Raw genomic sequence first — 12,334 nt, 5'->3', positions numbered from 1 at the left:
ATCATGACCATGACCACACCTACTCCAGTGTCAGCAGTCGATCAAAGCCTGCTGTACCCGTCCCCGTACAAAGAATTCTGGCAAGCCTTTTCCAAGAACAAAGGCGCGGTTGCCGGCCTGCTGTTCATGTTGCTGATCGTGTTCTGCGCGATCTTTGCCCCATGGGTGGCACCGCATAACCCGAGCGAGCAATACCGCGACTTCCTGCTGACCCCGCCAGCCTGGCTGGAGGGTGGGCAGATGCAGTTCCTGCTCGGCACCGACGAGCTGGGCCGTGACCTGCTCTCGCGCCTGATCCAGGGCTCGCGCCTGTCGTTGCTGATCGGCTTGTCGTCGGTGGTGATGTCGCTGATCCCGGGCATTCTGCTGGGTCTGTTCGCCGGGTTCTTCCCGCGCTTGCTCGGCCCGACCATCATGCGTCTGATGGACATCATGCTGGCCCTGCCGTCGCTGCTGCTGGCCGTTGCCATTGTGGCAATCCTCGGCCCTGGCCTGATCAACACCGTAATCGCCATCGCCATCGTCTCGCTGCCGTCCTACGTGCGCCTGACCCGCGCGGCGGTGATGGGCGAACTGAACCGCGACTACGTGACCGCCGCGCGCCTCGCCGGTGCCGGCCTGCCGCGCCTGATGTTCATCACCGTGCTGCCCAACTGCATGGCACCGCTGATCGTCCAGGCCACCTTGAGTTTCTCTTCGGCGATCCTCGATGCCGCGGCCCTCGGCTTCCTCGGCCTTGGCGTACAACCGCCAACCCCGGAGTGGGGCACCATGCTGGCTTCGGCCCGTGACTACATCGAACGCGCCTGGTGGGTGGTAAGCCTGCCGGGTCTGACCATTTTGCTCAGCGTGCTGGCAATCAACTTGATGGGCGACGGCCTGCGCGATGCGCTGGACCCGAAACTCAAGAACGCCGCCTGAGGAGATTCCCATGTCACTGTTAGAAATCAAGAATCTCAACGTGCGCTTCGGCGACAAGACCGCCGTGCCGGTGGTCGATGGCCTCGACATTTCCGTCGACAAAGGCGAAGTACTGGCCATCGTTGGCGAGTCGGGCTCGGGTAAATCCGTGACCATGATGGCGCTGATGGGCCTGATCGAGCACCCCGGCATCGTTACCGCCGACGCCCTGAACTTCGACGGCAAGGACATGCTCAAGTTGAGCAATCGCCAGCGTCGCCAGATCGTCGGCAAAGACTTGGCGATGGTGTTCCAGGACCCGATGACCGCGCTGAACCCCAGCTACACCGTGGGCTTCCAGATCGAAGAAGTGTTGCGCCTGCACCTGAAAATGTCCGGCAAACAAGCGCGCAAACGCGCCATCGAACTGTTGGAAAAGGTTGAAATCCCGGGCGCTGCCAGCCGTATGGATGCCTACCCGCACCAACTGTCCGGCGGTATGAGCCAGCGTGTGGCAATCGCTATGGCGATTGCCGGCGAGCCGAAACTGCTGATCGCGGATGAGCCCACCACCGCACTGGACGTGACCATTCAAGCGCAGATCATGGACCTGCTGCTGGCCCTGCAGAAAGAACAGAACATGGGCCTGGTGCTGATCACCCACGACCTCGCGGTCGTGGCGGAAACCGCCCAGCGCGTGTGCGTGATGTATGCCGGCCAAGCGGTGGAAGTCGGCCAGGTGCCGCAACTGTTCGACATCCCGGCGCACCCGTACAGCGAAGCCCTGCTCAAGGCGATCCCGGAGCACAGCCTGGGCGCCACGCGCCTGGCCACGTTGCCCGGTATCGTACCCGGCCGCTATGACCGTCCGCAGGGCTGCCTGCTGTCGCCGCGCTGCCCGTACGTGCAGGAAAACTGCCGGAGCCAGCGCCCCGGCCTTGATCCGAAAACCAACAGCCTTGCGCGCTGCTTCTACCCCTTGAACCAGGAGGTGGCGTAATGGCCGTCGTTCTTACCGCCCGCGACCTGACCCGTCACTACGAAGTGTCCCGTGGCCTGTTCAAGGGCCACGCCACTGTGCGCGCCCTCAATGGCGTGTCCTTTGAGTTGGAAGCCGGCAAGACCCTCGCCGTTGTAGGCGAGTCGGGTTGCGGCAAATCTACCCTGGCCCGTGCGCTCACATTGATCGAAGAGCCGTCTTCCGGGTCCTTGAAAATCGCTGGCCAGGAAGTGGCCGGCGCCGACAAGGCCCAGCGCAAGCAATTGCGCAAAGACGTGCAGATGGTATTCCAGAGCCCGTACGCGTCGCTCAACCCACGGCAGAAAGTTGGCGATCAACTGGGCGAGCCGTTGTTGATCAACACCAACCTGTCCGCCGCCGAACGCCGCGAAAAAGTGCAGGCGATGATGAAGCAAGTGGGCCTGCGCCCCGAGCATTATCAGCGCTACCCGCACATGTTCTCCGGCGGCCAACGCCAACGCATCGCCCTGGCCCGCGCGATGATGCTGCAACCGAAAGTGCTGGTGGCGGATGAACCGACCTCGGCGCTCGACGTATCGATCCAGGCCCAGGTGCTCAACCTGTTCATGGACCTGCAGCAGGAATTCAACACGGCCTACGTGTTCATCTCCCACAACCTGGCGGTGGTGCAGCATGTCGCCGATGACGTGATGGTGATGTACCTCGGCCGCCCGGTGGAAGTGGGCCCCAAGGAAGATATCTACGCACGCCCGCTGCACCCGTACACCCAGGCGCTGCTGTCGGCCACCCCGACCATCCATCCGGACCCGAACAAGCCGAAGATCAAGATCGTCGGCGAGTTGCCTAACCCGCTGAACCCGCCGCCGGGCTGCGCGTTCCACAAGCGTTGCCCGTACGCGACGGCGCGGTGCAGCAGCGAGGAGCCGCAACTGCGGGCCTTGGATAACCGCCAGGTGGCTTGCCATTATGCAGAGCAATTCGTGGCGTGACCCGCAACAAAAATGCCCTGGGTGAAGGTGCCCAGGGCATCGCAAAGCGTTCTACCGCCCTTCCCGTCAGGTTGCGCATCAGCCTGGTGGGAGGGGCTTTCTTTTGGGCGATGCCTATGTCTGGCTGTCGCCTTCGGCGTCCGGATCATCACTGTCCGGCTCGTCGGTGGTGGAGTCATCGTCGTCCTCACTGCCACCCTGGCCCTTGTCGCCAGGCTCCGCCTCGGACTTCGCCAGTTGCAGATCCTGGCTGTGCCCCGAAGCCACAACACCGCTCTGCACCGGGTTATGCGCCCAGGCCGACGACATCCCCAACGACAACAGCACCAGCACTTTTATCAACAGCACGACTCGTTGAAAAATACTCATGGTTGATTCCGTCCAGTCAGTAGGTCAATCCCGCGCGACAGCCGTCTACCGCCGCCAGTATTGACGCTAGCCCCGATGCCGGGTTTACGCCAGGTCTCAGGTCTCACCGTCGTCGAAGGTAGCACTGTCCTCCCCCTCGTTATAGGGATTTTCCGCATCCTCCTTGGGCGCAGGCTGGGCCTGGGGCTGCCAACTGCCAGAGTTGACCTCCTGCTGTTTTTTCTTGGTGACAGGGCCCGTGTCCTTCCATTGGGGCGTGCCGGCGCCAGCCAGGGCCAATGAGGCGAACAAGCCCAAAGCCCCCAGCAGCACCAGTTGAATGACGCGTTGAGTTATACGCACGGTGGCCTCCTATTCCGTCGATGGGTGAGTGAAATACTTCAAACGCTAGACGGGATGTGGGTTTCTCGCCAATAGCCCTGATCGATGAAGATCAAGATGTGGGAGGGGCGGTGCGACGATTCGACTTGCCCCCGATGGCGGCGTACCAGCCAGCGGATTTATTGATTGACCCACTGATATCGGGGGCAAGCCCCCTCCCACATTTTAATTTCTGTTTGGCCAATAAAAAGGGCGAAGCCATCACAGCTTCGCCCTGTTCTTTACCGCTCAGACCTTAATGGTGCTCACGGGTCGCGCGGAATTTCACATCCGGCCAGCGTTCTTCCATCAGCGCCAGGTTCACCCGGGTCGGCGCCAGGTAGGTCAGGTGCCCACCGCCGTCCACTGCGAGGTTTTCCACGGCCTTGTTGGAGAACTCTTCCAGCTTCTTCTTATCGCTGCACTCGATCCAGCGCGCGGAGTACACGGTGATCGGCTCATACGAGCACTCCACCTTGTATTCCTCTTTCAAGCGGCTGGCCACCACATCGAACTGCAGCACACCGACGGCGCCGAGGATGATGTCGTTGCTGCGCTCGGGGAAGAACACCTGGGTGGCGCCCTCTTCCGCCAGTTGCTGCAAGCCCTGGCGCAGTTGCTTGGATTTGAGCGGGTCGCGCAGGCGTACACGGCGGAACAGTTCCGGGGCGAAGTGCGGGATACCGGTAAAGCCCAGCGCTTCGCCTTCGGTGAAGGTGTCGCCGATCTGGATGGTGCCGTGGTTGTGCAGGCCGATGATGTCACCGGCGTAGGCTTCTTCGAGCTGTTCACGCTCGGAGGAGAAGAACGTCAGGGCGTCGCCGATGCGCACGTCCTTGCCGGTGCGCACGTGGCGCATCTTCATGCCTTTTTCGTATTTGCCGGAGCAGATGCGCATGAAGGCAATGCGGTCGCGGTGTTTTGGGTCCATGTTCGCCTGGATCTTGAACACGAAGCCCGAGAACTTCTCTTCTACTGGCTCTACGGTGCGCTCGTTGGCCACGCGTGCCAGTGGGCGCGGCGCCCAGTCGACGACCGCATCAAGTACGTGGTCGACACCGAAGTTGCCCAGGGCAGTCCCGAAGAACACCGGGGTCAGCTGGCCGTCGAGGAATTCCTGCTGGTTGAACTCGTGGCAGGCGCCCTGCACCAGTTCCAGCTGGTCGACAAAACGATCGTACTCGTCACCCAGGTGGGCGCGGGCTTCGTCCGAGTCGAGTTTTTCGATGATCTTGGTTTCGGTGCGCTCGTGACCGTGTCCGGCGGTGTAGACAATGATGTAGTCATCGGCCAAGTGGTACACGCCCTTGAAGTCGCGGTAGCAACCGATCGGCCAGGTGATCGGCGCAGCCTTGATCTTCAGGACGGCTTCGATTTCATCCAGCAGCTCGATGGGGTCGCGGATATCGCGGTCGAGTTTGTTGATGAAGCTGACGATCGGCGTGTCACGCAGACGGCACACGTCCATCAGTGCGATGGTGCGTGGCTCGACGCCTTTACCGCCGTCGAGGACCATCAGCGCCGAGTCCACCGCCGTGAGGGTGCGGTAGGTATCCTCGGAGAAGTCTTCGTGGCCCGGGGTGTCGAGCAGGTTGACCATATGGTCGCGATACGGGAACTGCATGACCGACGTGGTAATGGAGATACCCCGTTGTTTTTCCATTTCCATCCAGTCGGAGGTGGCATGGCGGTCGGATTTGCGGGATTTCACCGTGCCGGCCACTGCGATTGCCTTGCCCATCAGCAAGAGCTTCTCGGTGATGGTGGTTTTACCGGCATCGGGGTGGGAAATAATGGCGAAAGTGCGGCGTTTCGCGACTTCGGCGGCCTGGTGGGTCATGGGAAATCGCCTGGCAGGTGAGTCAAAAAAGGGCGGCGAGTATAGCGCAAACCCGGGAGGACGGACCACCGTTCAGCCCATTGGGGGTGGCTAAATGCTGCCAAGTGTGGAACCTTTTAAAAGGTAGAGACGTCCACTCCCCTGCTACCGCACTCGGAACAGGGGCTGATAAATCAGCAAGTTAGCCTGACGAGGCTGCGCTCATGGCTCGATCGCATACCGCGTTGCCGGTATCGGCGAGCTGCATTTCGCGACCACATTCAGAGGCAGCCAGGAATGGCATTGCCGCCGGAGAATGTGGGCGCCGACAGAAGAAAAAAGGAGTCCGCCTGTGGCTATTCGCTATGGCAAAGGGCTGATAGGAGGAGCGGTTGTCGTCGCCCTCTTGGCCCTGCTGGTCCACTGGATCGGCATCAACACGATCGAACTGTACCGCGACGATTTGTTGTTTTACCTGCAAGCTCATCTGATCCTCGTTCTTGTCTCCATGCTGGCCGCCCTGATTGTGGGCATCCCCGCCGGTATCCTGCTCAGCCGACCGCACATGGTCGGGCGCGCAGAACGCTTCATGCAGATCTTCAACATCGGCAACACCGTCCCGCCCCTGGCCGTACTGGCCATCGCCCTCGGCGTTCTTGGCATCGGCAGCGGCCCGGCCATCTTCGCGCTGTTCCTCGCCTCCCTCCTGCCTATCGTGCGCAATACCTACGAAGGCCTGAAAAACGTCCAGGGCTCCCTGAAAGAAGCCGCCACCGGCATCGGCATGACGCCGCGCCAAGTGCTGTTTCGCGTGGAATTGCCCAACGCCGTGCCAATCATCATTGGCGGTGTGCGTGTGGCCCTGGCGATCAATGTCGGCACCGCGCCGCTGGCGTTCCTGATCGGTGCCAACAGCCTGGGCAGCCTGATCTTCCCCGGCATCGCCCTGAACAATCAGCCGCAATTGCTGCTCGGCGCTGCGTGCACCGCGCTGCTGGCGTTGTTGCTCGACGGTCTGGTGACTCTGGCCAGCCGCCTCTGGCTGGAACGCGGGTTGCGTGCGTCTTAAGGAACCGACATGAAAAAACTGACATTGATAATGAGCTGCGTCCTGCTCTTGGCAGGCGTTGCACAAGCCGCCGAAAAACCGGTGATCCGCATCGGCGCCCGGGTGTTCACCGAACAGACCCTGCTCGCCGAAATCACCTCCCAGTACCTGCGCACCAAGGGCTATGACACCCGCGTGACCGGCGGGCTGGGCAGCAACCTGGCGCGCAGTGCCCAGGAAAGCGGGCAACTGGACCTGATCTGGGAATACACCGGCGTGTCGCTGGTGGCCTACAACCATGTCGACGAGAAACTCGACAGTGAACAATCCTACGCTCGGGTGAAAGAACTCGACGCGAAAAAGGGCCTGGTCTGGCTCTCTCCATCGCGCTTCAGTAACACCTACGCACTGGCATTGCCGGAGAACGTGGCGAAGGAATTCCCGCAGATCAACAGCATCAGCGACCTGACCCAGGCCCTGGCGGAAAAAACCAAAGGCACACGCCTGGTCGCCCTGGACACCGAGTTCGCCAACCGTTCCGACGGCCTGGCCGGCATGGTCAAGCTGTACGACATGAACCTGACCCGCAAGAACACCCGGCAGATGGACGCCGGCCTGGTCTATACCGCGCTGCGTAATGGCCAGGTGTTCGCCGGTTTGGTCTACACCACCGACGGCCGCCTGAATGCCTTCAAATTGAAGTTGCTGGAAGACGACAAGCATTACTTCCCCGACTACACCGCCGCGCCGGTGGTGCGCCAGGTTTATCTGGATGCGCACCCACAACTGGCCGCCGAGCTCAAGCCGCTGGCCGCGCTGTTCGACGACGAAACCATGCGCCAGCTGAACGCCCGGGTCGACGTCGACCATGAAAGCCCTTCCACTGTTGCCGCCGATTTCCTGCGCCAGCATCCGATCAATCAATAAGAGGAGAAGACATGGAATTCCTGAACGCCTTTTCCCATCTTGATTGGGCCCAAGTCCTGCACCTGACCGGGCAGCACATCACCCTGGTCGGCATTGCCGTGATCCTCGCGATCCTGATCGGCGTGCCCCTGGGCATCCTGATGACGCGTTTCCCGACGCTTGCAGGCCCGCTGCAAGCCAGCGCCACGGTATTGCTGACCGTACCGTCCATCGCCCTGTTCGGCCTGCTGCTGCCGTTCTACTCCAAATTCGGCCAGGGCCTGGGGCCGATGCCGGCGATCACCGCCGTGTTCCTCTACTCCCTGTTGCCGATCATGCGTAACACCTACCTCGCCCTCACTGGCGTGGAGCCGGGCATTCGCGAAGCCGCCAAAGGCATCGGCATGACCTTCGGCCAGCGCCTGCGCATGGTCGAGTTGCCCATCGCCGTGCCGGTGATTCTCGCCGGTGTGCGCACCGCCGTAGTGATGAACATCGGTGTGATGACCATCGCCGCCACCATCGGCGCCGGTGGCCTGGGTGTACTTATTCTGGCTTCCATCAGCCGCAGCGACATGTCGATGCTGATCGTCGGCGCCGTGCTGGTCAGTCTCCTGGCCATCTTCGCCGACCTGCTTCTGCAATGGCTGCAACGCTCGCTGACTCCAAAAGGACTGCTCAAATGATCGAACTTCAAAACCTGTCCAAGACCTTCCAAAGCAACGGCAAGACGGTAACGGCCGTGAACGATGTAAGCCTGACCGTCAACGAAGGCGAGATTTGTGTGTTCCTCGGCCCATCGGGTTGCGGCAAGAGCACCACGCTGAAAATGATCAACCGCCTGATCAAGCCCACCTCGGGCAAGATCCTGATCAATGGCGAAGACACCACCGATCTCGACGAAGTGACCCTGCGCCGCAACATCGGTTATGTGATCCAGCAGATCGGCCTGTTCCCGAACATGACCATCGAGGAAAACATCGTGGTGGTGCCCAAGCTGCTCGGCTGGGACAAGCAGAAATGCCACGACCGCGCCCGCGAGTTGATGAGCATGATCAAGCTGGAGCCCAAACAGTACCTGCATCGCTACCCGCGTGAGCTGTCCGGTGGCCAGCAACAGCGCATCGGCGTGATCCGTGCACTGGCGGCCGATGCGCCGCTGCTGCTGATGGACGAGCCGTTCGGCGCAGTCGACCCGATCAACCGCGAGATGATTCAGAACGAATTCTTCGAGATGCAGCGCGCGCTGAACAAGACCGTGATCATGGTCAGCCACGACATCGACGAGGCCATCAAGCTGGGTGACAAGATCGCCATCTTCCGTGCCGGCAAATTGCTGCAGATCGACCATCCGGACACGCTGCTGGCGCACCCTGCCGACGAGTTCGTCAGCAACTTCGTGGGCCAGGACAGCACCCTCAAGCGTCTGCTGCTGGTGAAGGCCGAGGATGCTGCGGACAACGCGCCGTCGGTGAGCCCGGAGACCCCGGTGGCCGATGCCCTGGAGCTGATGGACGAAACCGACCGCCGCTATGTGGTCGTCACTTGTGCCGAGAACAAGGCGCTGGGTTATGTACGCCGTCGCGACCTGCACCGTCAGACCGGCACCTGCGGCCAGTATCTGCGCGAGTTCAACGCCACGGCGGCGTACGACGAGCATTTGCGCATCCTGCTGTCACGCATGTACGAGTTCAACCGCTCGTGGTTGCCGGTGATGGATGCGGAACGGGTGTTCCTCGGGGAAGTGACCCAGGAGTCGATTGCCGAGTACCTGAGCTCTGGTAAGTCGCGTGGGGGCAAGACCAGTATCGTGTCGCCAGCTGAAACTGCGTTGGCCTGACACAACACAGGTCAACATGTGGGAGGGGGCAAGCCCCCTCCCACATTTGGCTCTATGGTGGGCCAAGGAAATCCCGCTGATTTGCCCCATTCGGGGAACATCATTCCGTCACACCGGTCGGTTACATAAGTAGCTGCACGGGTTCGCGCGACGAACGCGTGCAAAAACGCGACATTTTTAGTTGATCTCAAGCCCCTCACGTCCTAAAGTTCGCGCCGAACGTCCATGCTGGAAACGATCCATCCGGCTCAAGTACTGACGACGAGACAGCAAGGCCAAGGGAAGCGGTTGATCCCATGGCCTTTTTGCTTTCGGCGACATGCCTTGGGAAGTAGGCGAACCAAAGTGGGGATACGGAGGACGTTCATTTGCACCCATTGACTAAATCAGTTTGCCCTTAGGAGTTCCCAGCATGTCGATCAACGTCGAAGATTATTTCGCGCGCGCCACTTTTGACAAAATGAAGGCGTTCGCCGACAAGCAAGAAACCCCGTTCGTGGTGATCGACACCGCGATGATCAGCCAGGCCTACGATGACCTGCGCGCCGGTTTCGAATTCGCCAAGGTCTATTACGCGGTCAAGGCCAACCCGGCCGTCGAGATCATTGACCTGCTCAAGGACAAAGGCTCGAGCTTCGACATCGCTTCGATCTACGAGCTGGACAAGGTACTGGGCCGCGGCGTCAGCCCTGACCGTATCAGCTACGGCAACACCATCAAGAAGTCCAGGGACATCCGCTACTTCTTTGATAAGGGCGTACGCCTGTTCTCCACCGACTCCGAAGCCGACTTGCGCAACATCGCCAAGGCCGCGCCGGGTTCGAAAGTGTATGTGCGTATCCTCACCGAAGGCTCGACCACGGCTGACTGGCCGCTGTCGCGCAAATTCGGCTGCCAGACCGACATGGCCATGGACCTGCTGATCCTCGCCCGCGACCTGGGCCTGGTGCCGTACGGCATCTCGTTCCACGTCGGTTCGCAGCAGCGCGACATCAGCGTATGGGACGCGGCGATCGCCAAGGTCAAAGTGATCTTCGAGCGCCTGAAAGAAGAAGACGGCATCCACCTCAAGCTGATCAACATGGGCGGCGGTTTCCCGGCCAACTACATCACCCGCACCAACAGCCTGGAAACCTACGCCGAAGAAATCATCCGCTTCCTCAAGGAAGATTTCGGCGACGACCTGCCGGAAATCATTCTGGAGCCGGGCCGTTCGTTGATCGCCAACGCCGGTATCCTGGTCAGTGAAGTGGTATTGGTTGCACGTAAATCCCGTACTGCCGTCGAGCGTTGGGTGTACACGGACGTGGGCAAGTTCTCCGGCCTGATCGAAACCATGGACGAAGCCATCAAGTTCCCGATCTGGACCGAGAAGAAAGGCGAGATGGAAGAAGTGGTCATCGCAGGTCCCACCTGCGACAGCGCCGACATCATGTACGAAAACTACAAGTACGGCCTGCCGCTGAACCTGGCGATTGGTGACCGCTTGTACTGGCTGTCGACCGGTGCGTACACCACCAGCTACAGCGCGGTTGAGTTCAATGGCTTTCCGCCACTGAAATCGTTCTACGTGTAAAACGGCCGCACATAAAAAACCCATGACATGTCATGGGTTTTTTTACGCCTCAAGAAAGGCTTACCGCGCGTTGTTGATAGGCACCGGCCATCGCCCGGATCCGCGGATCATTCGCCGCTACCAGGGCCTTGTGCGCCACCCGCAAGAACTTCAGGTTCCCGCCCGCCAACGCCTTGCGCAACCATTCCAGCGCCGCGTCGATCTGACCTCTGTCGGCCAGCACCGCCGCATAGCTGAACTGCCCGCGAAAATCACCGGCCTCGGCTGAGCGTCGATACCAGTCCACAGCGGCGTCCAGGTCCTGTGGGCAGAACCGACCATCTTCCAGGTAACGCCCCAGCAGGTTCATCGACTTGGCATGCCCCTGCTCGGCCGCCCGGCGATAACAGGCCAATGCTTGTCGTTGGTCCTCGGCGACACCGCGCCCCGTGGCCAGCAGATTGGCGTAGTTGTACTGCCCCCAATCCAACCCTGCGTCGGCAGCCGCCCGATATTCCCGCGCCGCCGCCGCCTCATCGACATCACATCCCCAGCCATGCTCGCGGCAACGCCCAACCATGTTGCGGGCCATCAAATGCCCGCTGTGCGCGGCGATCTGGAACCAGCGCAAGGCCAGTGTCTCATCGCGTGCGATGCCGCGCCCTTCGAGCAGGATTTGCCCGAGCAACGCCTGGGCATCGACCACTCCTTCCTTCGCCGCCATCAGGATTGCCTGGGCAGCGCGCACGGGGGAATCGTCGAGCATCGCTTGCAGTTGCTCAACGTTGAGCACCTCTTCCCGACGCAATAAAAAGCCCATGTCAGACCTCGACCCAACGGCGCAACAGGTTGTGATACGTACCGGTGAGTTGAATCAGCGCGGGGTGGTCAGGCACATCGGCGGTCAGTTGCTGGATCGCACCGTCCATTTCAAACAGCAGGGTGCGCTGGCTGTCTTCACGTACCAGGCTCTGGGTCCAGAAGAACGAGGCATAGCGTGCGCCACGGGTCACGGCGTTGACTTTGTGCAGGCTGGAGCCGGGGTACAGCACCATGTCGCCGGCCGGCAGCTTCACGCGCTGCAGGCCGAAAGTGTCCTGGATTTCCAGTTCGCCGCCGTCGTATTCGTCCGGGTCGCTGAAGAACAGCGTCGATGACAGGTCGGTGCGGACCCGCTCGTGGCTGCCCTTGGGTTGGCGCACGGCGTTGTCGATATGAAAGTCAAAACTGCCGCCCGCCGTGTAGCAATTGAGCAGCGGCGGAAACACCTTGTGCGGTAACGCCGCTGACATAAACAGCGGGTTCTGCCAAAGCCGTTCAAGCATCGCCGCGCCGATTTCCTTGGCCAGCGGGTGGCCCTCGGGCAACTGCAGGTTGTGCTTGGCCTTGGCGGACTGGTGCCCGGCGGTGATTTTACCGTCGGCCCACTCGGCGTTTTCCAGGGCCTGGCGGATGCGCTGCACCTCCTCACGAGAGAACAGGCCGGGGATGTGCAGCAGCATGGGGCAGTACCTGAATTCAGAGAGGCGCCAATGGTATTGATTCTTATCCGCCCTGTAAAACGCC

13 protein-coding genes are annotated in these 12,334 nt (G+C 61.0%); 8 read left to right on the top strand and 5 right to left on the bottom strand.

Going from position 1 to position 12,334, the window contains the following annotated elements; translation table 11 throughout:
* The first annotated feature begins 9 nt into the window (after positions 1-9).
* The 3 genes from LUU92_RS04335 to LUU92_RS04325 are packed head-to-tail and all read left to right on the top strand — an operon-like array spanning position 10 to position 2,871.
* Entirely contained in the window at positions 10-921 is a 912-nt protein-coding gene (locus LUU92_RS04335) for an ABC transporter permease subunit (protein WP_010213191.1), read from the top strand.
* A gap of 10 nt (positions 922-931) precedes the next feature.
* Positions 932-1,900 carry an ABC transporter ATP-binding protein gene (locus LUU92_RS04330; protein ID WP_071491107.1) on the top strand — a complete coding sequence of 323 codons (969 nt, stop codon included), beginning with the start codon at positions 932-934 and terminating at the stop codon, positions 1,898-1,900.
* Entirely contained in the window at positions 1,900-2,871 is a 972-nt protein-coding gene (locus tag LUU92_RS04325; RefSeq protein ID WP_016971590.1) for a peptide ABC transporter ATP-binding protein, read from the top strand. Before LUU92_RS04330 ends, LUU92_RS04325 begins: the two co-directional genes overlap by 1 nt.
* 114 nt (positions 2,872-2,985) lie before the next feature.
* Here the strand turns inward: LUU92_RS04325 and LUU92_RS04320 are convergent, their stop codons facing one another.
* From LUU92_RS04320 to LUU92_RS04310, 3 genes are all read right to left on the bottom strand, one after another.
* Positions 2,986-3,240, bottom strand: coding sequence for a hypothetical protein (locus LUU92_RS04320; protein ID WP_071491106.1), 255 nt, complete (start codon positions 3,238-3,240; stop codon positions 2,986-2,988).
* Positions 3,241-3,336: 96 nt separating this feature from the next.
* Positions 3,337-3,582 carry a hypothetical protein gene (locus LUU92_RS04315; RefSeq protein WP_071491105.1) on the bottom strand — a complete coding sequence of 82 codons (246 nt, stop codon included), beginning with the start codon at positions 3,580-3,582 and terminating at the stop codon, positions 3,337-3,339.
* A gap of 274 nt (positions 3,583-3,856) precedes the next feature.
* Positions 3,857-5,440 (bottom strand): peptide chain release factor 3, encoded by a 1,584-nt coding sequence (locus LUU92_RS04310; protein WP_071491104.1) that lies wholly within the window; start codon positions 5,438-5,440, stop codon positions 3,857-3,859.
* A 295-nt stretch (positions 5,441-5,735) separates the two neighbouring features.
* Here LUU92_RS04310 and LUU92_RS04305 point away from each other — a divergent pair, with 295 nt between their 5' ends.
* The 5 genes from LUU92_RS04305 to LUU92_RS04285 all read left to right on the top strand — a co-directional run bounded on the left by LUU92_RS04305 (position 5,736) and on the right by LUU92_RS04285 (position 10,789).
* Positions 5,736-6,488 carry an ABC transporter permease gene (locus LUU92_RS04305; RefSeq protein ID WP_371322033.1) on the top strand — a complete coding sequence of 251 codons (753 nt, stop codon included), beginning with the start codon at positions 5,736-5,738 and terminating at the stop codon, positions 6,486-6,488.
* A gap of 9 nt (positions 6,489-6,497) precedes the next feature.
* Positions 6,498-7,394: a glycine betaine ABC transporter substrate-binding protein gene (locus LUU92_RS04300; RefSeq protein WP_071491103.1), complete on the top strand. Its 897-nt coding sequence runs from the start codon at positions 6,498-6,500 to the stop codon at positions 7,392-7,394.
* Positions 7,395-7,405: 11 nt separating this feature from the next.
* Positions 7,406-8,059 (top strand): ABC transporter permease, encoded by a 654-nt coding sequence (locus LUU92_RS04295; protein WP_058423040.1) that lies wholly within the window; start codon positions 7,406-7,408, stop codon positions 8,057-8,059.
* Positions 8,056-9,213 carry an osmoprotectant ABC transporter ATP-binding protein OsmV gene (locus LUU92_RS04290; RefSeq protein ID WP_071491102.1) on the top strand — a complete coding sequence of 386 codons (1,158 nt, stop codon included), beginning with the start codon at positions 8,056-8,058 and terminating at the stop codon, positions 9,211-9,213. The genes LUU92_RS04295 and LUU92_RS04290 overlap by 4 nt, the downstream gene beginning before the upstream one ends.
* Positions 9,214-9,625: 412 nt before the next feature.
* The gene (locus LUU92_RS04285; protein WP_257103208.1) at positions 9,626-10,789 is read left to right on the top strand and encodes a type III PLP-dependent enzyme; all 1,164 of its coding nucleotides are present in this window, start codon (positions 9,626-9,628) and stop codon (positions 10,787-10,789) included.
* Positions 10,790-10,838: 49 nt separating this feature from the next.
* Here LUU92_RS04285 and LUU92_RS04280 read toward each other — a convergent pair whose 3' ends face one another.
* Together LUU92_RS04280 and LUU92_RS04275 are read right to left on the bottom strand one after the other, a co-directional pair.
* Positions 10,839-11,588, bottom strand: a complete 750-nt coding sequence (locus LUU92_RS04280; protein ID WP_071491100.1) for a tetratricopeptide repeat protein — start codon at positions 11,586-11,588, stop codon at positions 10,839-10,841.
* A 1-nt stretch (position 11,589) separates the two neighbouring features.
* Positions 11,590-12,270 carry a Fe2+-dependent dioxygenase gene (locus tag LUU92_RS04275; RefSeq protein ID WP_071491099.1) on the bottom strand — a complete coding sequence of 227 codons (681 nt, stop codon included), beginning with the start codon at positions 12,268-12,270 and terminating at the stop codon, positions 11,590-11,592.
* Positions 12,271-12,334: the final 64 nt, after the last annotated feature.

Source organism: Pseudomonas extremorientalis, assembly GCF_024584605.1.
Classification (GTDB): Bacteria; Pseudomonadota; Gammaproteobacteria; order Pseudomonadales; family Pseudomonadaceae; genus Aquipseudomonas; species Aquipseudomonas extremorientalis.
This window is presented reverse-complemented; position numbering and strand designations above follow the sequence as displayed.